The organism is Methanoregula formicica SMSP (assembly GCF_000327485.1).
GTDB lineage: Archaea > Halobacteriota > Methanomicrobia > Methanomicrobiales > Methanospirillaceae > Methanoregula > Methanoregula formicica.
This window is the reverse complement of record NC_019943.1, coordinates 1,504,220-1,526,734: the sequence shown is the minus strand read 5'-3', so window position 1 is coordinate 1,526,734 and position 22,515 is coordinate 1,504,220. Positions and strand designations below refer to the sequence as shown.

General features: G+C 51.4%; 27 protein-coding genes. 7 read left to right on the top strand and 20 right to left on the bottom strand.

Going from position 1 to position 22,515, the window contains the following annotated elements; translation table 11 throughout:
* Positions 1-15: 15 nt before the first annotated feature.
* Positions 16-180, bottom strand: a complete 165-nt coding sequence (locus tag METFOR_RS15565) for a hypothetical protein (protein ID WP_015285577.1) — start codon at positions 178-180, stop codon at positions 16-18.
* 353 nt (positions 181-533) lie between these two features.
* Between METFOR_RS15565 and METFOR_RS07795 the strand changes: the two genes are divergently transcribed.
* The gene (locus METFOR_RS07795) at positions 534-962 is read left to right on the top strand and encodes a hypothetical protein (protein WP_015285576.1); all 429 of its coding nucleotides are present in this window, start codon (positions 534-536) and stop codon (positions 960-962) included.
* A gap of 326 nt (positions 963-1,288) precedes the next feature.
* Here METFOR_RS07795 and METFOR_RS15945 read toward each other — a convergent pair whose 3' ends face one another.
* The 6 genes from METFOR_RS15945 to METFOR_RS07765 all read right to left on the bottom strand — a co-directional run bounded on the left by METFOR_RS15945 (position 1,289) and on the right by METFOR_RS07765 (position 6,942).
* On the bottom strand, positions 1,289-1,708 hold the full coding sequence (locus METFOR_RS15945) for a hypothetical protein (RefSeq protein ID WP_233504370.1): 420 nt from the start codon (positions 1,706-1,708) through the stop codon (positions 1,289-1,291).
* Positions 1,709-2,035: 327 nt separating this feature from the next.
* Entirely contained in the window at positions 2,036-3,241 is a 1,206-nt protein-coding gene (locus tag METFOR_RS07785; protein ID WP_015285574.1) for a C39 family peptidase, read from the bottom strand.
* 556 nt (positions 3,242-3,797) lie between these two features.
* Positions 3,798-4,139, bottom strand: a complete 342-nt coding sequence (locus tag METFOR_RS07780; protein ID WP_015285573.1) for a nucleotidyltransferase domain-containing protein — start codon at positions 4,137-4,139, stop codon at positions 3,798-3,800.
* Positions 4,109-4,498 carry a HEPN domain-containing protein gene (locus METFOR_RS14850; RefSeq protein WP_015285572.1) on the bottom strand — a complete coding sequence of 130 codons (390 nt, stop codon included), beginning with the start codon at positions 4,496-4,498 and terminating at the stop codon, positions 4,109-4,111. The genes METFOR_RS07780 and METFOR_RS14850 overlap by 31 nt, the downstream gene beginning before the upstream one ends.
* 382 nt (positions 4,499-4,880) lie before the next feature.
* On the bottom strand, positions 4,881-5,699 hold the full coding sequence (locus tag METFOR_RS07770; RefSeq protein WP_083883414.1) for a carboxypeptidase-like regulatory domain-containing protein: 819 nt from the start codon (positions 5,697-5,699) through the stop codon (positions 4,881-4,883).
* Positions 5,656-6,942, bottom strand: coding sequence for a hypothetical protein (locus METFOR_RS07765; protein ID WP_015285570.1), 1,287 nt, complete (start codon positions 6,940-6,942; stop codon positions 5,656-5,658). Before METFOR_RS07765 ends, METFOR_RS07770 begins: the two co-directional genes overlap by 44 nt.
* 543 nt (positions 6,943-7,485) lie before the next feature.
* Between METFOR_RS07765 and METFOR_RS15130 the strand changes: the two genes are divergently transcribed.
* On the top strand, positions 7,486-7,638 hold the full coding sequence (locus METFOR_RS15130) for a type II toxin-antitoxin system Phd/YefM family antitoxin (RefSeq protein WP_449405391.1): 153 nt from the start codon (positions 7,486-7,488) through the stop codon (positions 7,636-7,638).
* 30 nt (positions 7,639-7,668) lie between these two features.
* Here the strand turns inward: METFOR_RS15130 and METFOR_RS07760 are convergent, their stop codons facing one another.
* The 4 genes from METFOR_RS07760 to METFOR_RS07745 form a co-directional block, all read right to left on the bottom strand.
* On the bottom strand, positions 7,669-8,049 hold the full coding sequence (locus METFOR_RS07760; RefSeq protein ID WP_233504368.1) for a HepT-like ribonuclease domain-containing protein: 381 nt from the start codon (positions 8,047-8,049) through the stop codon (positions 7,669-7,671).
* Entirely contained in the window at positions 8,027-8,311 is a 285-nt protein-coding gene (locus METFOR_RS07755) for a nucleotidyltransferase family protein (RefSeq protein ID WP_015285567.1), read from the bottom strand. The genes METFOR_RS07760 and METFOR_RS07755 overlap by 23 nt, the downstream gene beginning before the upstream one ends.
* 213 nt (positions 8,312-8,524) lie before the next feature.
* Positions 8,525-8,863 carry a hypothetical protein gene (locus METFOR_RS15340; protein ID WP_148277634.1) on the bottom strand — a complete coding sequence of 113 codons (339 nt, stop codon included), beginning with the start codon at positions 8,861-8,863 and terminating at the stop codon, positions 8,525-8,527.
* A gap of 431 nt (positions 8,864-9,294) precedes the next feature.
* A complete protein-coding gene (locus METFOR_RS07745) occupies positions 9,295-10,428 on the bottom strand; it encodes a hypothetical protein (RefSeq protein WP_015285565.1) in 1,134 nt (377 codons plus the stop codon).
* A 593-nt stretch (positions 10,429-11,021) separates the two neighbouring features.
* On the opposite strand from METFOR_RS07745, the gene METFOR_RS07740 reads away from it, so the two are divergent.
* Positions 11,022-11,345: a nucleotidyltransferase family protein gene (locus METFOR_RS07740; protein WP_015285564.1), complete on the top strand. Its 324-nt coding sequence runs from the start codon at positions 11,022-11,024 to the stop codon at positions 11,343-11,345.
* A complete protein-coding gene (locus METFOR_RS07735) occupies positions 11,335-11,682 on the top strand; it encodes a HepT-like ribonuclease domain-containing protein (protein WP_015285563.1) in 348 nt (115 codons plus the stop codon). The genes METFOR_RS07740 and METFOR_RS07735 overlap by 11 nt, the downstream gene beginning before the upstream one ends.
* 423 nt (positions 11,683-12,105) lie before the next feature.
* Here the strand turns inward: METFOR_RS07735 and METFOR_RS07725 are convergent, their stop codons facing one another.
* The 7 genes from METFOR_RS07725 to METFOR_RS15560 form a co-directional block, all read right to left on the bottom strand.
* Positions 12,106-12,351: a type II toxin-antitoxin system MqsA family antitoxin gene (locus METFOR_RS07725; RefSeq protein WP_015285562.1), complete on the bottom strand. Its 246-nt coding sequence runs from the start codon at positions 12,349-12,351 to the stop codon at positions 12,106-12,108.
* On the bottom strand, positions 12,348-13,220 hold the full coding sequence (dinD, locus tag METFOR_RS07720) for a DNA damage-inducible protein D (protein ID WP_015285561.1): 873 nt from the start codon (positions 13,218-13,220) through the stop codon (positions 12,348-12,350). The genes METFOR_RS07725 and dinD overlap by 4 nt, the downstream gene beginning before the upstream one ends.
* 260 nt (positions 13,221-13,480) lie before the next feature.
* Entirely contained in the window at positions 13,481-14,068 is a 588-nt protein-coding gene (locus METFOR_RS15335; protein WP_015285560.1) for a hypothetical protein, read from the bottom strand.
* A 59-nt stretch (positions 14,069-14,127) separates the two neighbouring features.
* A complete protein-coding gene (locus tag METFOR_RS15330; protein ID WP_148277633.1) occupies positions 14,128-14,472 on the bottom strand; it encodes a hypothetical protein in 345 nt (114 codons plus the stop codon).
* 491 nt (positions 14,473-14,963) lie between these two features.
* Positions 14,964-16,268, bottom strand: coding sequence for an outer membrane protein assembly factor BamB family protein (locus tag METFOR_RS07705; RefSeq protein ID WP_015285558.1), 1,305 nt, complete (start codon positions 16,266-16,268; stop codon positions 14,964-14,966).
* Positions 16,269-16,286: 18 nt separating this feature from the next.
* The gene (locus tag METFOR_RS07700) at positions 16,287-17,477 is read right to left on the bottom strand and encodes a C39 family peptidase (protein WP_015285557.1); all 1,191 of its coding nucleotides are present in this window, start codon (positions 17,475-17,477) and stop codon (positions 16,287-16,289) included.
* A gap of 817 nt (positions 17,478-18,294) precedes the next feature.
* Positions 18,295-18,441, bottom strand: a complete 147-nt coding sequence (locus METFOR_RS15560) for a hypothetical protein (RefSeq protein WP_158491362.1) — start codon at positions 18,439-18,441, stop codon at positions 18,295-18,297.
* A 122-nt stretch (positions 18,442-18,563) separates the two neighbouring features.
* On the opposite strand from METFOR_RS15560, the gene METFOR_RS07690 reads away from it, so the two are divergent.
* Together METFOR_RS07690 and METFOR_RS07685 are read left to right on the top strand one after the other, a co-directional pair.
* Positions 18,564-19,439, top strand: a complete 876-nt coding sequence (locus tag METFOR_RS07690) for a CPBP family intramembrane glutamic endopeptidase (protein ID WP_015285554.1) — start codon at positions 18,564-18,566, stop codon at positions 19,437-19,439.
* Between the two features lie 114 nt (positions 19,440-19,553).
* Positions 19,554-19,790, top strand: a complete 237-nt coding sequence (locus METFOR_RS07685; protein ID WP_015285553.1) for a hypothetical protein — start codon at positions 19,554-19,556, stop codon at positions 19,788-19,790.
* A 130-nt stretch (positions 19,791-19,920) separates the two neighbouring features.
* Here the strand turns inward: METFOR_RS07685 and METFOR_RS07680 are convergent, their stop codons facing one another.
* Positions 19,921-20,604 (bottom strand): nitrite/sulfite reductase domain-containing protein, encoded by a 684-nt coding sequence (locus METFOR_RS07680; protein ID WP_015285552.1) that lies wholly within the window; start codon positions 20,602-20,604, stop codon positions 19,921-19,923.
* A gap of 209 nt (positions 20,605-20,813) precedes the next feature.
* On the opposite strand from METFOR_RS07680, the gene METFOR_RS07675 reads away from it, so the two are divergent.
* Complete coding sequence (locus tag METFOR_RS07675; RefSeq protein ID WP_015285551.1) at positions 20,814-21,293, top strand: hypothetical protein; 480 nt, start codon at positions 20,814-20,816, stop codon at positions 21,291-21,293.
* 382 nt (positions 21,294-21,675) lie between these two features.
* Here the strand turns inward: METFOR_RS07675 and METFOR_RS07670 are convergent, their stop codons facing one another.
* Entirely contained in the window at positions 21,676-22,389 is a 714-nt protein-coding gene (locus tag METFOR_RS07670; RefSeq protein ID WP_015285550.1) for a nucleoside deaminase, read from the bottom strand.
* Between the last annotated feature and the right edge of the window lie 126 nt (positions 22,390-22,515).

Genomic DNA, 22,515 nt, shown 5'->3' with positions numbered 1-22,515 from the left:
GTCTTGTTGCACCACTCACCGCTTCTTCTTCATCCACATCACGTACGGAAAACCGATCCTGGCCCGGCCGGTGCCCGCACCGAATACGGAGACACGGACTTTCTTCCAGATCGACGTCGCCCTGGTGTCAGCAGGCTCCTGCGTCATCTCTCCAGAAGGGGGAACAAATGCCCGGTGCATATGGGTAGTGAGGGTGTCTCCCGATAAATAGGTATGCGGGGTGCGTGTCGCCCCATAGAATCCCGCAGTTCAATCATTCAACCGACAACATATTATTCAAATATATCATTTTTTATACAATGAAATTCACCGCACTCCCCCAGGCTCTTACAACCCCGGGAGAGCGGCCCGTTCGCACCGACCACCAGACCATAACGAAGTCTGAACAATGGAGATGAAAGCATAAGCACAACCTTCAATCAAAACACCCGGCCGGCTGGAACATTTCCCCGCGAGCCGAAATCAAAGAATGCATCGTTGAACAATCCGCAGGTTCCGGGACGGGCCCGCGAAATCTTTCGGGGCCGCCCCTCATGATCCACCGCAGGGCTCGCGCCCACCGGGCACTCCGGGACGCGATCCCGATCGCCAAAGCCCGTGGCCTCATCCAGCTGGCAATGGGCGGACCGGAGAGGATCTATGATCTCTCCATCGTTTCGAAGATCCCGATTGTGTTCGCGACTATCATGTTTGCGCCAAAAATTCTCGCACCGGTCCCCGAGCTTGTGGAGTATTACGCAAGCGATCTTGCCCGGCTCCGGGTCATCGCCCGCGACGCTGCGATTGTGACCGAGCTTTGGATCCGATCACGGCACGGCACGTGGAGATTTTTCCAGGTCACACCGTCCACAATCGTGGAGATCGACCGCGACGGGAACCGGCTCGAATCCGGAAAGACGATCGAGTACCTTGCCGGAGTCGCAGAGAGGGAGAAGAGTGGGGGGGTTACCCCCTCTTTGTAATACTCCTGTTTTCCCTTCCATACGGGGTAGAAACTCCGGGCCTGTATTATGCCCGGTTGTATGCGTTTTGCCTCACCACCCTTTTTTGATGAGGCAATGATTCCGGAAAACACGGTAATTGTTCCGGAATTGATCAGGGTTTTACGACGGGAATTGGTGAGGTAATGCACGGCAACGTTACAATCGCGGTTGGCCGGGGCACCCCCTATATCTGTCCGTTAGTTGACCGGCCATGCGGGTGTTCCGGACCCCCCTCCGTCGGAAGCCCTGACCCCCGGTCACCCTCTCCCCCACACTCCGGCAACGGCCACCCTCTTCATCCCTTTTTAAAGTGGTTCGGCGGAAATTACCCGATCATATGTATATGTCTGCCCGATAATCTCACGGAGGATATCGATTCGTGATGCAAGACTGGCCGGTTCTGCTGTTCCATAATACACAATATAATGTTCGTTATTTCCGGAATATTGTATCTCACCGGGTTGTACCCCGTACCCGGAAATTTCAACCGTGAAAAACAGTCCCGCAGTACCTAAACTCTCATACCCGGTTGTATTCAGTCTGACAGGCAGCAGGTCATTGTTCCCTGAATCCATGTCCGTGTAACCTGGCTGATCTATAGCCAGAGATCCGGAAAAATTCAAATCAATATCCGTGATCGTTCCTGAAGATACGAGAAATTTTTTCAGTTGTTCGCGCGATGCGAGAAACCTGCTCTTCTCGTAAAAGTACCATACTGCAATCATGTACCTGTCATCGGTATTCTCCTGAGTATAATTCTCATACCGGCAATACGGTGATAGTGCAGGAAATTGTGGAGCCGGTCCATCGCGTACTCCTGAAAGGACGAAATGTTCACGGGATGAAGGATTTGTTCCGGATCCGGGACGCGTCCATACAATATCCTGCTGGGGAAGATACCATCCTGCCCGGATCTGGGGGGGCACGGGATCTGTCCTCAATCCCGTGAGGACTCCCAGAATGATCGCTGATCCCAGGATTACGAGTCCGATAAAGATCAGAATTTTTTTCCTGTTTACGATCATCGTTTCAGTCCATATTTAGTAAAAAAATTACGTGGGTCGGGAATAATCCGCAACCGCACCAAGCCAGCTGTCAAACTGCAGTGAAATTGATGTCAGGGGAGTCCACGTGTCCTGGATAACGACATAGTCACCGGACAAATAGGATTCATAGCCAACAACGGCTACACTATGATCCCCATATGCCTGCGACCGACCGTATCCTGTGCCACCTCCCAGCATATTGAGAACGAAAGGCTTGTTTGCATTGACCTCCGTTTTTACATCGGCGAATGTCACCCAGCCATCTTCATTAAAAGTGAGAGAACTTCCATATCCATGGTTGGAACTGACTGTGTTCATGCCATCATCCACATTATATATGTAAGTCCCGGTACTTGTCGATGTACTCATCGCTGTGGCGAGTTCAGTGACGAGAGTATATGAATTGTCAGGTATATTGGGATATCCATGTGAATCCCAGTAGGAAAGTACCATTCCCGCTGATGTTGGCGAACAATAGTTATTCAGAGGCTGACTGTAGAGTGGAACTCCCTGGATGTATTTTGATCCATACGTTTTGGACATGCCCGATACTGACGCAGGGGCAGGATTATCATAAGAGTCCCACATCTGATTTGCCTTCTTGATTCTCGCAGCTTCACGGTTTTTTTGTTCTTCTCTGTCCAGAGGATACTTTTTTGCTAAATCCTGCAGGTCAACGATGGAATTGTCAGAGAGATCAACGAACTTTGTTTCAATGGTACTGCCTTCGGAATCCGTTACAGGATATTGGGCAAAGTAAAAGGTACCGCCCAGGTAGAGGAGCCTGGGTGATCCAACATTCTGCGTTTTCGTATCAACTGAAGACTGGACTGCCTGTTGAGCCCGGGATAGCGTCTCAGGACCAGCATCCGGTACTTTTCCGCGGGAGAATTCCAGAATAGGATAGTTGTTTCGTGTTGCAGATGTCAGGATATATCCGGAATAAAGGCCATCCACAGAGACATCAAACAAGTAGGCAGTCTTGTGATCATTCAGGTCATAATACACCGTTGACGGCTGTAATGTTCCGGTTACCCATTCTTTGTAATCCCCGGACATTGTTGCTACCGATTGCATATGCATTTCTGCGATGTGTTGGGCAGTGGCCTGGTCGACATCATTTTCATTTTCCACCGCGCTCACGCACGGTACTACCGCCATCCCCGCCAGCAGCAATGCCAGCAGGACGACGCCAATTTTAGATAGATTCATTTTTTCTTCAACTCCTTTACATTTTTACAGAGTCTCCGCTCGCCGGCACGGGAAAATCTTCATAAGGAGTGAAGACAATCTTCTCATGCCTACGGGCGGGACCGGGTTCAACACAGGTTTGTGGCTTGGCGAACCCGTCCTTCACTTTTCGTGGAACAAACCCCGGCCGTCCACACTGAGCGATTTATAATTTTGATATATATGATTTCTCTCACAATCAGCTACACGTTCGAAAATACGAAAGGTGCCCGGGAAGAAAAGGAAAATGAAATGAGCAGGGATTGGCCGGAAGAGATCTCTCCCGGCGTAAGTAAAAACCCGCGCGGGGAAATTCGTCTCTTTTTACCTTACCGTTCTGTTTTTCATTCTTTGCAGGGTTTCCGGCCGCCCCCTTTTCCCACACCCCGGCAACGGCCCCCGGGCAGCACCCCCGCGCCGGCACCGGGCAGCACAAAGCCGTTTGCCCGGGTGTGCCAATGCCCAGCCCTCGCTGCTGATGTGGGGCAGACTCCCTGTTCGGACATGAGATGCCGGCAGAATCTAAAAAAGTATTCGATCACACCGAGGAAGTCGGGAGCAGGGCAATCCCGTTCCGGAGTGTCCCTGCAATCGGCGATGCCGTATCGGCAAGCTCTTCGGTTGTCAGGGTCACGATGTCGAGCGGCACCCGGAATTTTTTAATCGTGTTTAATTCTGCGTCCCGGGTCAGGAGCGCCCTGTCGAAAATATCCCGGCCCGCGAAATCATCGGATATGATTGCAAGGTCGATGTCGCTGCCCGGTCGTGTCAGGCCTGTACTCGAAGAGCCAAACAGAATAATACTATCGATATGGATCCCGCTCTCACGGATTATTTTACTGAAATAGTTCACCGCTTCGAGGACCTTTGCATCAACCATGTAAGAATCTCCCGCGTATCCGCAAGCAGTTTTCGGGTCTTTTCTGTTGTATATTGTTCAAGAACCTTTTCAAGGTTATGGGGATAGCGTCCCGTGACCCCGGTCCTGTTTATGACAAACAACGAGTCCAGGTATGGCTGCGGCAGTTCGAGTCCAAGGAGTTCAACAAGATAGACAAGATTATGTGTTTTGTCCGGTTCACTGTCGAATTTCTCTGCACAAAGAGCCTTGAGGGCTTTTTCCAGTGCCAGGTGGCAGAAAAAAACCGCCGGGGGATACCTGCCGGAAGAAACGAGCGATTCTGCAGTGCCGAGATCATACTGTGCCTGCCGGAACCATTCCCCGGGATCAACCGTCATGGGGCAATCCACTTCTCCTTGTTTATCGTTTCCCATGGACCCTGATGAATATTGTTGTCGCGGGCGGACGGGATCTATTTTCCTGGAAACCGATGATATTTCTGAAAAATATCTGGTTCGGAATTCTTCGCTCTCATTCCCCTCTCCCCCGCCCTGGACAACACCTTCTTCCCATCACACCCGGGCAGCACCCCCGCCGGCACCGGCCAGCACAAAGCCATTCGGCCGGGTAGGACGATGCCCAGCCCACTCCCTCAACTCGTTACCCTCAGGCAACGCCCCCCATGCAGGATGAGCGGACAGTAGAATCTCGCGTACCTCACTTGAATTTTACCGACTCGGATAGTAACCGGAAAAAAAGGTTTCCAAACCCGGTAAGTCCTCACACGAGATGTGTCTGCTGTTTCCGGGAAAAAATCAGAATAACTCCGAATATCGCGACAAAGCACATGACTATCGTTAATCCGGAAGCGGATTTTGTTGTCGGTTCTAAGATGAAATCAGCGGTATTAACGTTTTGCGTAAAAGTCATCTCTTTTGTAATATTTGTATACCCGTTTTTTTCCACACTGATTTTCTGGCGGAATCCATGTGCGTTGTTGATACGATACGTACCATCGGCATCTGACTGTACGGTAACCGTTTTTGTATCATAAGGCCGGGGAAATTCCGTTCGGACTGTTGCCCCCGCTACGGGACGACCGTCCGGTGTAGTAATTTTTCCGGATATGGTAATTCTGGGTGGTAGATCAGGCACTCCGTATTCTATTGAGAAATTTCTTGTCGTAGATACCCGTCTCCCGACAGAATCCATGGCCGTGATAGTGATCTGGTTCAGACCTTTTGTAACCGGAATCGTACAGGATATAAACGATGTGTTGCCACAATCTGTCGACCCTTCATTGGAACTGACGATGACCGATTGCAATGATTCCATGTTTCTCACATAACCAATCACTGTAACACGAGGTGGTTCTGGCAAATTCAGAAAGACCTTTTTCTCCTGAGGAGCTTTAATATCGAGAATAATGACTGAATCGCCGGAGGGAATCGTTGAAGTATTCATATCCGGTTCAGCGTGGATTGCGGGAATGATCATCAATATCCCGATAAGGACAGGTAGTGCAAATTTCATGATACGAAAAATAAATAGAAAATTATGGGGAACTGTCAAATGGATCAAGTGTTCCGTCATTGTCATGGTCTCCCCAACCAATGAACCGTTTCGTTGACAGGCTTATCACGGTTTGGCCCAGATCCCGCATTACACTGGTTGTTGATACTGAACAGTTGAAATTGTTGGTATTTGTATAGAACTGTTGCATTGGATCGACTGCAAGACTACTTGCCTGCCCGCAGTAACTTTGGCCCTCATATTCATCCAGTGCCCCGTAAAGGTGCAGTGCCTCATGTTCATAGTGGTATTGTGTTGCGAAGTGCACTGCGCTGTCTGATCCCATCCACCAGTATCCTATCGCTGCTTTATCTGCATATCCCTGATCGGGACCTACCGCATAGGAACGGGTTATATCATGCGTGGCGAACATCAGCATTACCGAATCTGCACCCTGATAACTCTTGAGCGCCCGGGCCATATCATCGGTATACCTGCCGTCGCTGTTACTGTCCGTGTAGCCAAGGTTTTGCGCAGCCCGTTCCATCCATCCTGAAGAACCCCATGCATTACTGTTGTCCCCGGTATTTTGTCCGCTCACTGTGACAGAATACGTTCCTACGGAATTATCTACGCCGGCTCTTGAATCTGCCTGGCTTTCAATCTGATTTGTTCCCATCCAGGCATCGTACCAGGCATCCTCTTTGTGCGAGTCTCTCCATGCTCCCTCTTCACTGGGGATCTGGAAGTCGGTAAAGATAAGTACTGTATACAGGTATCCTGTTGCAGAAGGTGCTGACTGGGTGCTTGGACTTGCAGTAAGAACCATGGATGATTTCTGCAATGAGGAGAGTGCAGATTGGGATGGGGCCTGATAATTCTGGTAATCCAGGCGCGTTTGCTCTTTTTGGGCTTTAACAAAGATAGCCGCCTGTTCGCTCGTTATTCCAAGACCCCTTTGCAGATCCCGACTGAATTCTTCAGGATTGTTTATCTCGTAATATTTTTCCGAATCGTCCCAATATTTTTTCAGATCTCCGGCTTCCATTTTTTTGACACCGGTTTCTATCTGCTGCTGGGATAATCCCCATTCCAGTTTGTTATTCCAGAAGGTCAGAAATGTGACGGGATCTGTAAGAATAAATGCTTCCTCAGAGTGTTCTGTATGTCGTGCTTTCAGTTCGCTGAAATCAACAGATTCAGGGGCGGGAACCGTGACACCGACCATATTTGCCTTATCACTCGTGTCCGCCGCATTCACCATTGGTACTATCGCCATCCCGGCCAACAACAGTGCCAGCAGGACAAAAACTGTTTTGTGTATGTTCATTTTTCTTCAACTCCCCGCATGTTTCCATGCGCTTCGCTCGCCGGCAGGGGAAAACCTTCATAGGATCAGAAGATAATGTTCTCATGCCTACGGGCGGGACCGGGTTCAGCCGCAATTCTACCTGGGGCGAACCCGTCCTCTTCTTCTTGTGAAACAACTACCGGTTGTCCACACTGAGCGATTTATAATTTTGATATATATGATTTCTGTCCCAATCAGCTACACGTTCGAAAATACGAAAGGTGCCCGGGAAGAAAAGGAAAATGAAATGAGCAGGGATTGGCCGGAAGAGATCTCTCCCGGCGTAAGTAAAAACCTGCGCGGGGAAATTCGTCTCTTTTTACCTTACCGTTCTGTTTTTCATTCTTTGCAGGGTTTCCGGCCGCCCCCTTTTCCCACACCCCGACCGGCACCGGGCAGCACAAAGCCGTTTGCCCGGATAGGGCGATTCCTCCCCACCCCCTGTTGCACGAAAAGCGATCATAATCCTCAGGGAAATACACCGTATAATCAGGAACCTGTACGTCAGCTGCGGAACAGTATATCATGGACGAGAGCGGCAACAAGGTCGCGGTGATGCTCCCCATCCGTGAATACGAGCATCTCCGGGAAGACCTCCACGACCTCGCGATGGTTGCCGAGTGGCGGGACGAGGGCACGATCAGTCTTGCCGGGCTGAAGAAACGCGTGATGTAATCCGGAGAATCCTGGCATCCTGTTGAAAGACTATTTTGCCGGGCTTCTCTCTCTTCGTGTTTCTTCTTTCAGAATTTTTGCAATAGCTCTTTTAAGATCGGGCAGATTGTTTGTTGCATTATCCCAGAGAATCGAATATTTTATTCCGAAATAGACATGGGTAAGAACATCGCGGAATCCGGCAATCTTTTTCCAGTCCGTTCCCGGATATCGCTCTTTGAGATCCATCGGGAGATTCTTGATGGCCTCACCTATGACCTGGAAATTCCGGATAACCGCATCCCGTCTCCTCCGATCTTTTGAAAAATCCTCGAAGGTGATACCGCTTGTATCCTCCTCAATATTGGCAATTGATTCAAGGATATCGTCAAGGAACTGGAGCGTAGTTCTATGCATACACGACCTCGCCAAGTATGTAGGGTTTCAGCCGCTTTTTTATTGCACCTTTCATGACGAGATCGACTTTACGCCCGAACAGATCTTCGAGATAGAACTTGCAGTCCATATAATTGTCGAACGTTTCTTCTCCCCTTCGGAACGTGACAAGGACATCCACATCGCTCTCCGGCCGCTCTTCTCCCCGTACATATGAGCCGAATATGCCAATCGTTGCAACACCAAACCGTTTTTTTAATTCCAGTTCGTGCTGCCGGAGGAGGACGAGTGGTTCCATTGATCTCTCTGGAAGTTGTATGTCTGTCATTATTATTAATGCATTGACGGTGTGGTTACATCCGGTGCCGGCCGCCTTTTCCCTATACACTTTTTGCAACAGCCCCTCACCACATCCCGGCCAGCACCCCCGCCGGCACCGGGCAGCACAAAGCCATTCCGGCCGGAGAGGGCGAGGGCTCCCTCTCCTTGTTGATACAGGGAGTTGCCCGGCCTACTTCACAATCAGGGTAAGATTGAACCGGAGACCCCCCGGGTCCTCAGGCCTGAAGACCAGTTTTCCATTCAGAACTGAAGTCCCGGGGCTGATTGCCCGGTACCGTGCGCGGTAGTATCCGGTGTTGTTCCAGAAATCGCCGCCACTATAATAGGTGCCGTCATTCACCAGCTCTATACCACACCCGGAGACCGGGACGATCCAGCGCATGGCAAGTCCCGGGGCAAACCCGAGTGTGACCTCGACAATATCTCCCTTTTCGAGTACAATCGTCCTGTCTGAATCGCTCCGGTTTAAGGAATACCGGATCCCGGGCATCGGGTCCCGGACGGGCACGGATGTATCGACCGGGGCAATGATTTGGAGATTAGAATTACATACGGGTCCGGGATCCTGTGTTGAATCGGGTAACGGATCGGCCGGAGAACTTCTTTTTGGCTGCGGCCAGATATGATCTACTGTACCATTTGTGACATTGACATACACATGGTAAAGATCATTAGGTGTATCGATCTCAACAGCGGTTACATGAAAGATGGAATTATCAGATTCAAAATCTGTTGGGCCCGCGTAGAGAATCTTATAAGACCCATCATATGCAAGATAGGTTCTGATCCTGGTATCATTGAGTGCGATTGCTATCGCAGTGGAATTGGTATCCGCAATAACTGCCTGTGTTTCATGATCCGGTTTATCAAAGACGCATCCAGATAAAAGGCATCCTTCAATAAGAATCAGGAAAAAAAGGGTTGAAATGATTGCAGATTTCACACATTCCATGAGTAAAACTTCCATGTGCCGCTATTCATATAGTGATCCTTCAGAACATATCCATAGGGATCGCTGCTCAGGGATGTCCCCGTAGTGGGATAATCGCCCCACTGTACGGAACCTGATGTTGTATAGAGGTTCTCGTTCTGGAATGCCGGATTAATATCATCGTAATCAAACCAGTTTGTCCCCAGAGACCAGATTTCATTTGCATTATTTATTCCGGTCTGCCGGGCTTTAAGGTGACCGCTCCGAACCCAATTATTATCAATCCAAATGTTATAAATATATCCGGATGAATCTGATGAGCTCGTAACATAAATTGCATAATTTTTATACCATTCAACTTCGGCCGCTCCATGAAACTGCCATGCTCCTTCATCATTATCATAGGTGAAATAACGGGCGTAGGCATCGTTCATGGAATTCAAGACACCGGCTTCTGTCCAGTCATCCTGACCGGAGGGTGTTTTTTTACCAACATGGGTTGTAACAACATGCTGGAATGTGCCTGCTGAACTTACGAACATTGATCCCGGATTCATATATCCATTAAATCCAACAAATGTATTTTCATTGTTTACACTTTGCGTAGCTCCTCCGGCTCTTCCATCCCTCGCTATTGCAGATGACGATCTGGTCTGTGAGAATGCACCATAGGGAGAATAATCCTGCCCACGGATTTTGTTAATGATCTTTTGTTCTTCAGGTGTGGGTGCGGTTCCTTTCCAGCTTGCACCGGTTTTTGGATCCCAGCCATATCCATTCATATTTAAGAATTGTGTAATCTGATCTTCGGTGTAGCCTCCATTTTTCATGGTTTTGACCAGGTTATTAGCAGGGCTGATATAATTGTTCAGGTATGCTTCCGTTTTTGCATCAAAACGGGATGCTGTAATATTGCCGTTCTTATCAGATTTAGCTGCAATAGAATCAGGTAATGATTCCATGGCGGTTGCATTTTCAAGTATCGCCTTAATTACCGGATCATTCATAGGATCTGGTAATCCCCGATTTATTCCAACAGAGTTTACTGTTCCTGTATCTTCCGCCGCATTCACCATTGGTACTATCGCCATCCCCGCCAGCAACAGTGCCAGCAGGACAAAAACTGTTTTGTGTATGTTCATTTTTCTTCAACTCCCCGCATGTTTCCATGCGCTTCGCTCGCCGGCAGGGGAAAACCTTCATAGGATCAGAAGATAATGTTCTCATGCCTACGGGCGGGACCGGGTTCAGCCGCAATTCTACCTGGGGCGAACCCGTCCTCTTCTTCTTGTGAAACAACTACCGGTTGTCCACACTGAGCGATTTATAATTTTGATATATATGATTTCTGTCCCAATCAGCTACACGTTCGAAAATACGAATGGTGCCCGGGAAGAAAAGGAAAATGAAATGAGCAGGGATTGGCCGGAAGAGATCTCTCCCGGCGTAAGTAAAAACCTGCGCGGGGAAATTCGTCTCTTTTTACCTTACCGTTCTGTTTTTCATTCTTTGCAGGGTTTCCGGCCGCCCCTCTCCCCTCCGCGGGCAACGGCCCCCACACTCCACAACCGGCCAGCACCCCCGCCGGCACCGGGCAACACAAAACCAATCGGCCGGATATGGCGGTGCCCAGCCTGCCCCCTTCGTTCGAGACTTCACGATACCGGCCCAGCATTCCTGTCCCCCCATATCCTTATAGTACCCGGATGTCCAATTCCATATAGGAAGGAACGGCATGCCCGGACTCATCGCAAGGCCACGGAGGAAAAGCCCGGTTATAAAAAAACTGGAAGCAGCAGCTCCGGCCATCCGCAGTACGTTTGGGGTGACGCGGATCGGGATCTTCGGCTCGTTTGCCCGCGGTGAAGAGACAAAGAAGAGCGATGTTGACGTTGTCGTGGACTTTGCCGAAGGACACGCTACCCTGAAAAATTTTGTTGCCCTTGCGGAGCGACTGGAAGCCCTGTTCATGAGGAATGTGGATCTCATCACGGTCGAAGGGATTGACAAGTACATCCGGCCCCGAATTGAGGCCGAGGTGATCTGGATTGAAGGATGACAGCGTCTATCTCCGGCATATCCTTGACGAGATCGCGTTCCTGGAACGGATAGCAAAAGATCGGACCCTCAATGATCTCATCAATGACGATTATTTCAGCCACGCAGTCCGGAGTGCGATTGAAGTAATCGGCGAAGCGGCAAATAATGTCCCTGAGTCGGTAAAAGGGGAATACCCGGATCTTCCCTGGAAAGAGATGGCCGCCCTTCGCAACAGGATCATCCATGGGTATTTCCGGATCGATTATTCAATTGTCTGGGATGTCATCGTCAACGATCTTCCTGAAGTGAAACCAGCGATTTTTACAATTCTCCGGGATATGGATCAACACTCCTGAAAACCGGCAGAAATTACCGATTCAGGGTGATACTATTGTCAGGCTGGGGATCGTCTCGCAAAAAATTCCGGCCACGATTCGTTTGATCCTGCTCACCAACCCAAACGCGAACATCCTTGCGAACAAAGTTTTCCATACGATCCGTGAAAAAAATTCCGGGTTGACTCTGTAAATAATTTCAAACAACGTCCGGCAAAATTTTTCCGGCAAATCCCTGTGCTCAAAATGTTCCGACTCATCATCTCTCCTTAACGCCACGACTTCGCACCCCACAGAATCCGGTTGTTCAATCATCCAACCAACAACATATTATCAAATTATATCTTTCATTAGACAATGAAATTCACCGCACTCCCTCCCGGCTCGTTCAAGCCCAGGAGAGCGGCCCCGGTCGTTCCGGCCGCCCTTTCACTTGCAACAAAACTATCCCTTCAACGATACTTCACCGGCAGGGAGCGGGCGCATGCAGAGTTTCTTCTGGTGGGCATCCCGCATCACGCCATCGATTTTCCGGGAAGTATCGGCTGTGTAATATGCCTCACCACACTGCTCGCAGACATAAGCAGGGACATCCTTGATCACGATGACTTCACCGGCAGCATGGGTAAGAAATTCCGTTGTTCCCTTGCGGAGTTTTCCTTTACAGAAGCTGCAACGATCCGGAATCATGGTTTACCGCATCTCTCATCCGGTGATGATGAAACAATTTTCCCCGAGCGTCCGGCAATCGTCTTCTCCTGTGATTTGACCCTTCGCTCCAGTTTTACGAGATCTTCTTCCGGTGGCAGGGCTTCAGGACAGATTCCCCGTTTCAGGAGAAGGTCCCGGACGTCCTGGTTGTTCTGAACATGTTCGGTCGTGATTGGATCTTCCCCATGCATATCCTCCTTGGAGACATTGAAATTCGTGATCTCGGTTGCGAGGTTCTTGGCGGTGATAGTAACGGTCGGGAGAAAATCCGCAAGAGGCCTGCTTTGAGGAACTTCGAGGCGCTCCTTCATCGCGTGGGTGGAGTGACCGCCAAACAGGGCTTCGTCCCCTTTACTGCGGATACGGGCAAAACCCGATTCATCCACGCCCCGTTCGTAGATATTCCGGGATAATTCTTTTTCGGAATCCTTCAGGTGTTTCCTTGCTTTCAGTCGCTCGGAAAGCCGGATGTGGTCTTCGATGATCTCCTGCTTTCGGGTCTGCACTGCGAAATAACTCTGGGCAAACGCGATCTCTTCCTTACGCGGGTCCCCGTTCTGGGCGATGAGGTAACAGGCATAGCGGGTGAGCAGGAGATCTTCGATCTTCCTTTGCGATCCCGATCCGAGGAGAACCATTTTGTTGGCGTCAACGAAATGGTCTGCTACGGTATTACCTGAAGATGTACAGGACTCTTTTGCTTTTTCGATAACGTTTAAAAAATTCCTCCATTCATCGTACCCGAGAAGGCCCTGCAAATCACGGGCAAACCAGAACTCTACACCATCCTGCACGTGGACGAAATCCTTAAAATGTTTGTGAAGACGTCTGATGATGGCTGGTTTCATAGTCCCGGTCCCTGAATGAAATATTATTCTCTATCGATATATTCCAGAATACTGGCACATATATTCTGCCTGCGCAGGGTGAAACTAATCCCGCCCCCCTCAGAGATCCGCCGCAGGAGGGCCCCCATCCATCTCCTCGTGACAATGGCCCCCGTACCCCTCACCCGGCCAACACCCCCGCCGGCACCGGGCAGCACAAAGGCGTTTGCCCGGGTGTGACGGTGGCTCCCTCTCCTTGCTGATATAGGTAGGCACCCGGCCTACTTCACGATCATAGTGAGGTTGAACGTAAGCATTCCGTTTTCTTCGGGTGTGAGGACAAGTTTTCCGTTCAGGACCGATGTCCCCGGGCTGACTGCACGGTACCTGGCCCGGTAATTGCCGGTGTTGTTCCAGAAATCGCCACCAGAGGAGTACGCGCCGGCATTCAGGAGTTTAATCCCGCATCCGGACCCCTGGACGATCCAATGAAAAGGCTGGCCTGATGCATAACCGAGATTAATCTCAGCAACATCTCCCTTCTCAAGTACGATAGTCCTGCCGGATTCGCTTCTGTTAAAGGAATACCGGATCTCGGGCATCGGGTCACGGATTGGGATGGATGTATCGACCGGTACGGGAATTATTGGAGCAACATCCGGGGGACTGCACGTGGGTACAGTATCCTGCACGGAACCAGGTACCAGCAAAGTCGGTGTGGCTGGCGGAATCAGTGTTGTTATTGCGGGGGCTTCTGCTTCCGGAATGATTGGACTGCTCGTTGTCGGGAACGGGGTTTGTTCAGTCACGCAACCTCCGATAAGTGCCATGCCGATGAGGATAATCGTTAATGAGAATCTTCCCGTCATTTCGCATTCCTTACTTTGTTCACCAGATCCATGTGTAACTCATCGTCCATTGTGTTCTCTCAGGAATGGACCTTCCCGTCATCAGATATTGACCCGGTCCGACCGGTAAAGAGGTACCAGGGATTCCCCTCCAGCGCAATGATCTGCCTGAGATCGGCTGAACCCGCTGAAAGGTTGTTCTCCCCGACCAGGCCAAAGTATTCGATGAAACAATCGTCCCTGCCCGGCATGACCGCTTTTTTTATGACAAAGAAATACCCTGCCGTATCATTGCCCTCGAACGTTGTACCCTCCAATGTTGTTGGCGAGGCTTGTCTGCCCGAATATTCCCAGGACTGAATCTCGGTCGTAAGATTGAGCGCGACAGGTGTAACCTGTCCACCGGCTTTCAGGTACCTGGACAACTGCTCTTCCGATCTGTTACAATCCTCCGGATTTTCGAAATACCAGATTGCAAAAACGCGGGGCTGGTTCGTTCCCGGTTTCCGGAACACGGCATAACTCGCAGTCGCATAACCTGCAGTCTGAGTCAGGGACGGAAATTGCGGGTAGTTTCCTGAGTTCCGCTGGCTGATACAGAGATCAGGTCCCGGGGGATTCGCACGATCCGGCGAGTCGCAACGATGTCCCACGTTCCAGATAACCCCGGTGGAAAAATCCTGGTGCTGCGGCAGTCCGGGACCGATTGGGTGGATGAGGATCGCGAGAAAAAAAATGAAGAGCAGGATAAAGGGTATCGTGCCCCATATGATCCATCTTTTCAGATTTTCTGTTTCTTTCAAGGTTTTTCTCTCCTGTTCTAAGTTTGCTGTTCCGGGCCCAATCCAGAAATCGTTGTCATGGGAATATCTGTTGTCAGGAAATTGTGGTGCTCAACACCCCGGAACGCCGGGTATTATTTCCCCTTATTCACAACCCGGTGGAGAATGGAGCACACGCCCAGTGCCGTTATAACAACAACTTCCGGAAACGGGGTGGAGGTTACCGGCAGACCTGCAGGAGATGCCGTGTCCCTGACAGATTCCTGGTATGGTTTTCCTGTCGTCATGGTAAAAAAAGACATTTTTTGTCCGGTACTGATGACGAACGATCCGGTTCCGGGAACTGCTGAAATAAACCGGACCCCGCTGCCGGCCTGAACGGTTCCAAGATTCTCTCCGGTTGCAATCCTGTACAGCGTAATATTCCAATTCCCTCCCCGTGCAAGGACATCGCCGGTATCGGATACTGCAATTCTCTGGCCGGGTTCTCCGGGCAAAGAGACAATCTCCTGCATCTTCCCATCCAGAGCATAGACCCGCCCTTCGGAAGTTTCCACAACAAGCCGGGTACCGTCATCTGAAATATCCAGTGCTGTTCCGGCACCGGGAAACGATCTCTCCCCGGTCATTGTCCCCGTACGGTTGAACATCATGAGATTGCCGAAACGTCCCCCGATCACCGCAATCACGGACCCGTTTCTGCTGACAGCAACCGTGTTCTGACCCCGCGTCTGGTATTTCCCGAGGACCGAACCCGTCCCGTCAAGGAAAAACAGGTCGTACGGGCTGAGCCGCTCACCGTAATGTATCCATGAATCGTAGTTGCTGTCTCCCGCCGCAACAAGGGTACTTCCATCCGCTGATGCAGCAAAGGAAAGCACAGGGGCGTCAACAACGGTTGTCCAGCGTACCGATCCGTTCCTGTCAAGACCGATGATTCTCCCGTCTTCTGTCCCGACAACGATATCACCGGTGTTCGGTAAAACAGCGGAAGCAAGGGGCGGCTGGTATGTCACATAATCCCAGACAATCCTGCCGGACCTGTCATAGAATGTCACCTTGTTTGAGGTGGTATTGGATACGGACCCGTGACAACAGCCCGGGACCAGTTGAGTGATCACAATGCCAGTTCCATCGGGAACAGGAGTGATAGATGAAACCCAGGGGATTTTTTCAGCAGTGAGTGTTTTGTTGAAGAGAAGCGATCCGTTCCCGTCATAAACGAAAAAATCCGGACTATACGGGTAATTCAGGGAAATGAGCCGACCTTCTTCCGCGACATGCAGTACCGGGGAGAGATTGGCCGGATTATCTGAAGGAACGAGTGGGACTTCCCATGCAGGATGTAACGGGTATTCAAGCCCCATGACCGGAAATGGGGTGATCAGGAAAGCAAGGATGAAAAAAAAGAAGAATGGTGTTATTTTTCCAGGCATCATCGTTCGTCCTGTGACCGTTTAGTTTCTGATGAAAATAACTCCTTGCACCGGATTTGATCCTGACAGGAAGGTATTCCAGTTTTCCCAGTACAGGGATCCCACATTGACCGGGCCTGGATCGTAGATATACAGATACTGTGATGATGAAGACGAATACGAATACCCGGCAACAGCACGTGCGTGAAGGGACAATGATTCATAGCGGCTTGCATGCTGGGGGCGGTTTGCGCTCAGATTGCTAATAAAATCATCATACGAGAACATGCCGGTATACCTGAGTTGGGAATTCGGTTTTCCTAATCCGCCGGATGCCGTAGATAGCTGATAATAATTCGAGAGGGTTTCCTGGAGTGTGGCACCGTTACTGGGGTTTGATATTCCCATGGTACTGGCGATTCCGGATTGTGTTCGCGAATATCCATAGTATCCGGATATCATCTGGGCTGTCGCAAAAGGACACCACCCATTTGCCTGCTGAGCATAAAGGGGGAATCCGCTCAGAGTCTTGGTCGCCCCTGCTTTAACTGATAATACGGTCTGCCGGTTCATGAGGGAATCCTGTTCGGATTCGGCATTTGCAATACGGGTGCTGATATCCGACGAATGGATCCCGTTATAATAGGAGACCTGTTTTGACTCCGGAATAACTGAGAAATCATACGCGTCCAGTATCAGGGTTTTTTCCTTCGATCCCGGCGCAGAGAACCTGAATAATATCGCCATGTCGGGATAATCATAACATACCAGAGTCATTGAGTTGATTACCGTTCCCTTGTATTCTTTTTCGATGATCTCTCTGGCGTGCGTTTTGGCGGAATCCAGATCGACAGGTCCGGCGCCGGGGCCGATCGTGACAATGGCACCCCCGACAACCTTGCTCGCTGCGGCCTTGATCTCACCGATTCTTTTCCCTTTGCTCTCAACAGAGAAGAGATAGAATAGTGGTTTCCCGTTGAGGTCATAGATAATGTCTGATTTGGGATCTACGGTTGCCCCGTCCCAGTTATTGTCAAGTGCACCTCTGCTGACAAAATCTTCGACCGCAGCACGTGCAGACTGGAGAGCAGTATCCTCTGAAATAGCATTTTTATCAACAAGCGTTACTATATCCGATGCAGATGAGGCCTTATCGGCATTCACCATCGGTACCATTACCATCCCTGCCAGCAGCAACGCCTGCAGGATGACAAACGTTTTACGTATGCTCATTTGTTCTCACCTTTTTTGATAGCCTTCGCTCGCCGGCAGGGGAAAACCTTCATAGGATCAGAAGATAATGTTCTCATGCCTACGGGCGGGACCGGGTTCAGCCGCAATTCTACCTGGGGCGAACCCGTCCTCTTCTTCTTGTGAAACAACTACCGGTTGTCCACACTGAGCGATTTATAATTTTGATATATATGATTTCTCTCCCAATCAGCTACACGTTCGAAAATACGAACGGTGCCCGGGAAGAAAAGGAAAATGAAATGAGCAGGGATTGGCCGGAAGAGATCTCTCCCGGCGTAAGTAAAAACCTGCGCGGGGAAATTCGTCTCTTTTTACCTTACCGTTCTGTTTTTCCATTCTTTGCAGGGTTTCCGGCCGCCCCCTTTTCCCACACCCCGACCGGCACCGGGCAGCACAAAGCCATTCCGGCCGGGTGTGGCAATGCCCAGCCCGGACCCATGAGTGAGAGGTGAAAATCCGGCCCCGTACAGGGCTTCGTTTCCCCCCGGTAAGCACATCAGGAGGACAAAATCGCCAAAACGGAAGACTAATTCACCATTTTTTGTGAATTTCACGTCGGAGAAATGAGGACGCAAATAGCGCTTGTACAACAGCCGATTTTCCCGTCCACAGACTCCCGGAGGGCAGGATCGAACCGGCTGCATCTATTGCCCGAATACGGGCATATGCCAGATTTCACGTCGGTAAAAGAGTTTGATGGGAATGTTTTCGGGCCTACCCGGTCGAGCAGTAAAGTTTGCACCGGTCACGCCACATCAGCCTTCAGCGAAATCGCAATCAGAAGCCCTATCGCAGTTCATGCTCGTACATTCTCGATACATGCATGGAACTGCTTAGTATCGATCACATTAGCCGGTGCCTGCACCGTCTTCTGCTGAGGAAGGTCTACGGCGTAATAATGCATTCCGGCAACAATACTGCCGGCAACGGCCAGAACTGCCATGAACAGTACGAGCCGGGAAAAGAGAAGAACCTGTAATGGTTCTTCGAGTGGCCGTATTGGAGTCTGTCAGAAAACCGTGTCCCGGCAGATACCCTTATCTTTCTCCGGCCGATGATTGTTCTATGGAATCCCCTGCCCCGTCCGGGAACTCCGGCTCACCGTCCGTTCAGGCCGGTGCCCGCGTCACCGTACTGACGTTTGTTGTCCTTACCTTTGCCTTCTCATCGGTATTCTGGTACCTGACCGCGATCACCCCGCCGGTTCCGGAAAACCGGAATCTCCTGCTTGTGTGCACCATCGGCGTCATGTGGTGTCCGGCACTTGCCGCTGTCATAACCCGGCTCTGGTTCCAGCGGAACCTGAAGGGCTTTGGTATCCGGCCCGGCAAACCGGTCTGGATTCTTACGGGGGTACTCCTTCCCGTTGCTGCTGGCCTTATCATGTTCGGCCTTGCATGGATCTCGAATATTGCACCGTTCAATTCCGAAAATGCCGCCATCGTCTTCTCGCTCGCGTTTATTCCCGCGTCCCTGTACGCCATCGCGTTCAACCTGTTTGCTGCAGCCGGTGAAGAGTTCGGCTGGCGGGGCTTCCTTGTTCCCGAACTGGGCCGGTTCTCCGGATTCACCACCCTCGCGCTGATCTCCGCAGCCATCTGGACCGCGTGGCACATCCCGCTGATCCTCTTTGGTTCCTACCATGGCACCGGGCCGGCCTGGTACTCGCTGGCGGTGTTCATTCCTTCGGTCATGGGCGCCGGGATCATCCTCGCATGGCTCCGCCTGGCATCCGGGAGTGTCTGGGTTGCGATCCTCTTCCACGGGTTCTGGAATTATTTCATCCAGGTCTTCTATCCATCTCTCACGGTAACGACACCGGCCGGGTCCATGATGCTGGGCGAATTCGGGTGGTTCGTTGCGATCTTCTACGTACTGCTTGCCCTCATCTTCTGGCATTTCCGGGACCGGCTCCCGAAACTGCCCGCGGAAGGGCTCTGAACCGTACTTTTTTTCCTTTCCCCGCAAGACCGGCAGACCGGGAGGAACATATCCCGATACCAGGTTTTTTATTCTCCTGCAGGCTGTACGTATTCTCATACGGAAGTGGAAACCATGGAGAACGAAACAACCGAACCGTCTTCAAAATGCTGGTGTGACGTTGGGCACACGATGAAACATCATGCCTGCCACGGGTCCGGAGGCGCCCTGTATGCCCTGGGCTTCCTGGGCGCCCTGTACTATTACCTCACAACGGCCACGAGCTTCCTTGCAGGAGTGATCGGCGTGATAAAAGCGCTGCTCTGGCCGGCGTTCCTGGTGTACGGCGTGCTGAAATATCTCGGGATGTGAAACGGAGAACTGGCAGACCCTTGTCAGTCACGGCAGGGGGATCCGGTCTGAATGGAACGGGAGGATACTCCATGAGGACTCCTGCGGAAGAACAAGGGCTCGTCCTGCCCATCTGATTTTTTTGTCCCCCTCACTTCTCCAGGGAGATATATGGTATCAGGTTGAGGAAATCGCTTCGCAGTCCATCCAGCGTGATGCGTTCCATGAACCGCGAGGTCCGTTCCTTCTGTTTTGCATGCGTCCGGAAATATTCCAGTAACCGGTCCATCAGGTCAAGCACTTCTTCTGTTGTCAGACCCGTTGCCAGCACATCGCCGAACCGGGGCCTTGTGCCGCCGTTCCCGCCAAACAGTACCGTCCAGCCGTCCTTTGATCCCATAATCCCGATATCCCGGGTATGGCTGTCGGCGCAGCACCGGGGGCAGCCCGAGATGCCCAGTTTCAGTTTCGCCGGGAAGGGCAGTTCCCGGTATTTTGCTTCGAGAGAAAGGGCAAGGGCAAGGGAGTCCTGCGTCCCGTTTTTGCAGTGCCGTATGCCGGGGCAGGACCGGACGTACCGGACGCAGGGCCCGGTCCTTCGCACGGCATCAGGGCCCAGGTCTGCAAAAACAGCATCAAGGTCTTCCCTCTTAACCCCGATGAGGTCGAGCCGCTGGCCGGAGGTGATCTTCACAGTGCCGATGTGGTATTTCCGGGCTATCGCTGCCACACGTTCGAGAAGTTCCGGCGTGACAAGGCCGGCGGGTGATCGCACCATCACCGCATACGTGGACCCGTCCCGCTGGAGAATCGCTCCTTCCACCTGTTCTGCCATGCATAGCAATGGCGCCCCGATCTCAAAAACCCGCGTGTGCGTGCCGGATTTGACCGCTCACCCTCTCTCCCCTCAGGCACGCAACAATCCGTCAGCAGGAAAAGCGATCACCAACAAATAACGGGCATCTCCCTTCATGTACCGGGCAGTCCCAACCCCCCATTTTGAAAAATCCGTTTTATCCCCTCCCGGCGCAAACATACGTACCAATGCTCGCCCGAAAAGTCACCCCGGAACTGGTCAGCACGTGGAAGGAAACGGCAAAGACGTACCGGTCCCTGCTTCAGCCCAACAAAAAAACCGGTCCCGAGATCCTCGCGTATCTCACCGGCAAATATCCCGTGCGGGAACTGACCTCGGACGCCCTGCGCGATGTTGTCAAAGACAATATTCTCTCAAACGAGTGCCACGCACGAAAGATGCCGGCAGGGACAACTCCTGAGGTGCAGGGTTTTGTCATGGAAAATACCGGGACGGGAAAACACCTGTATGAAACCCAGGATGAGATGTTCCGGGGAAGGGCCATTATCGGTGCAGTCGAACTCTACTCCGCGTACTTCATGGTCGAGGGGAGCAGCCTCCTGTGGGACGAACTCTTCGCGTTCCGCGGGCTGGATAAAGAGGACCTGGGGAATTATTACCTGGTGGCTGAATACGTTGCATGCCGGTCACATAATGCCCTGAGGTGAAAGGCTCCTGCACGCGAGAGCAGGTCGCCTGTTTTTTCTGATCCTGTTGACCGGTTGCTGCACGGGCACTTTGCATACATCCCCCGCCCCGGATCTTCCACCCGCATTATGTGGACCGGGCGCTCTGCCCGCACCCCTTCCGCCCGCACCGGCCCTGAGGGATTCCGGGGCTGCCTCAATGAAAAGCTATCCATAAAAAAGAGGATTTCGCCAACAGGGGATACCACCTTACCCAGGTAAGTTGTCCGGAGATAAAATCACCGGACCGATCAGGAAAGAATTACAACCAGACAACAGATTGTAAAGAAAAGCCGGGGGAGAAATGATACGTTGCCCGGGCAAAAAAAGGAAATAATTTTTTAAAAAAAGATTACAGCAGGTTTCATTTCCAGAAGTCCCTGTGGGGGGCAACCAGTTCGTCTTCCAGTTCCGGAAAGGGGCCCGCCACCCGGATAGGCTTCTGCCCCGCCGCAAAGACCGTGCGGGACGGCAGGTTCATCGTGGGATTGCTCTTGCTTGCGCCGGTCAGGTTCTTCAACGTGGTTTCCGGAGCGCCATAGGCCATATTTCCGATATTGGCCCAGTAGATGTTCCCGGAGCACATAGCGCACGGTTCAAACGTCGTCACCAGGGTGCAATTCCACAGGTAATCAGGATCGTATTGCAGAGACGCCCGCCGCGAGAGCTCTGTTTCGGCATGCGAGAGACCCCCCATGTTTCCCTGTTTCATCAGCACCGTCTCGCCATCCGGCGCCACAAGCACTGCGCCAAAGGGGTGATGGCCGGCTGCCTTCGCTTCCTTGGCAACCTCATTGGCCGTCCTCAGGTGTTTCAGGATCTGCTCACGAGTAAGGGGAAAATCTTTCCCGTCTGAAAAATAATTCACGTCTTCGGATCCCGGCCCTGAGATCCCGGAAACTGTGGTTTCCACGTCGGGAACGTTCAGTGTGCCCGGATTGGCGCTCACGACCTGACCCGAAGGTCCGCTCATGCCGCTGTTGTCGTTGTCGGTTGTTTTGGTTATGCAGCCGCCAACGATGATAAACAGAACAAGGAACAGGAACACGGGCAACACGTTCATTGAGATATTCTTCATTTTGAATCTCCCATTCCGGTGTAATTTTTTAATGACGACAGATGCCGGAGTGATTGCAGCTTTGTATAGCTGAAGTCATAGGCATCCGCATATAAAATTGTTACTATGTTGATGAGAGCGATATTC

Bases quoted from the DNA above. Each gene is read 5' to 3' on its own strand.
- METFOR_RS07685 (WP_015285553.1), top strand. From the start codon at position 19,554: ATGGAGAACGAAACAACCGAACCGTCTTCAAAATGCTGGTGTGACGTT.
- METFOR_RS15565 (WP_015285577.1), bottom strand. From the start codon at position 180: ATGCACCGGGCATTTGTTCCCCCTTCTGGAGAGATGACGCAGGAGCCT.
- METFOR_RS07785 (WP_015285574.1), bottom strand. From the start codon at position 3,241: ATGAATCTATCTAAAATTGGCGTCGTCCTGCTGGCATTGCTGCTGGCG.
- METFOR_RS15945 (WP_233504370.1), bottom strand. From the start codon at position 1,708: ATGATTGCAGTATGGTACTTTTACGAGAAGAGCAGGTTTCTCGCATCG.
- dinD (WP_015285561.1), bottom strand. From the start codon at position 13,220: ATGAAACCAGCCATCATCAGACGTCTTCACAAACATTTTAAGGATTTC.
- METFOR_RS07700 (WP_015285557.1), bottom strand. From the start codon at position 17,477: ATGAGCATACGTAAAACGTTTGTCATCCTGCAGGCGTTGCTGCTGGCA.
- METFOR_RS07770 (WP_083883414.1), bottom strand. From the start codon at position 5,699: ATGACAATGACGGAACACTTGATCCATTTGACAGTTCCCCATAATTTT.
- METFOR_RS07725 (WP_015285562.1), bottom strand. From the start codon at position 12,351: ATGATTCCGGATCGTTGCAGCTTCTGTAAAGGAAAACTCCGCAAGGGA.
- METFOR_RS07680 (WP_015285552.1), bottom strand. From the start codon at position 20,604: ATGGCAGAACAGGTGGAAGGAGCGATTCTCCAGCGGGACGGGTCCACG.
- METFOR_RS07675 (WP_015285551.1), top strand. From the start codon at position 20,814: ATGCTCGCCCGAAAAGTCACCCCGGAACTGGTCAGCACGTGGAAGGAA.
- METFOR_RS07780 (WP_015285573.1), bottom strand. From the start codon at position 4,139: ATGGTTGATGCAAAGGTCCTCGAAGCGGTGAACTATTTCAGTAAAATA.
- METFOR_RS07795 (WP_015285576.1), top strand. From the start codon at position 534: ATGATCCACCGCAGGGCTCGCGCCCACCGGGCACTCCGGGACGCGATC.
- METFOR_RS07670 (WP_015285550.1), bottom strand. From the start codon at position 22,389: ATGAAGAATATCTCAATGAACGTGTTGCCCGTGTTCCTGTTCCTTGTT.
- METFOR_RS15335 (WP_015285560.1), bottom strand. From the start codon at position 14,068: ATGACGGGAAGATTCTCATTAACGATTATCCTCATCGGCATGGCACTT.
- METFOR_RS14850 (WP_015285572.1), bottom strand. From the start codon at position 4,498: ATGACGGTTGATCCCGGGGAATGGTTCCGGCAGGCACAGTATGATCTC.
- METFOR_RS07705 (WP_015285558.1), bottom strand. From the start codon at position 16,268: ATGATGCCTGGAAAAATAACACCATTCTTCTTTTTTTTCATCCTTGCT.
- METFOR_RS15560 (WP_158491362.1), bottom strand. From the start codon at position 18,441: ATGGCAGTTCTGGCCGTTGCCGGCAGTATTGTTGCCGGAATGCATTAT.
- METFOR_RS07765 (WP_015285570.1), bottom strand. From the start codon at position 6,942: ATGAACATACACAAAACAGTTTTTGTCCTGCTGGCACTGTTGTTGGCC.
- METFOR_RS07740 (WP_015285564.1), top strand. From the start codon at position 11,022: ATGCCCGGACTCATCGCAAGGCCACGGAGGAAAAGCCCGGTTATAAAA.
- METFOR_RS07755 (WP_015285567.1), bottom strand. From the start codon at position 8,311: ATGGAACCACTCGTCCTCCTCCGGCAGCACGAACTGGAATTAAAAAAA.
- METFOR_RS07745 (WP_015285565.1), bottom strand. From the start codon at position 10,428: ATGAACATACACAAAACAGTTTTTGTCCTGCTGGCACTGTTGCTGGCG.
- METFOR_RS07690 (WP_015285554.1), top strand. From the start codon at position 18,564: ATGGAATCCCCTGCCCCGTCCGGGAACTCCGGCTCACCGTCCGTTCAG.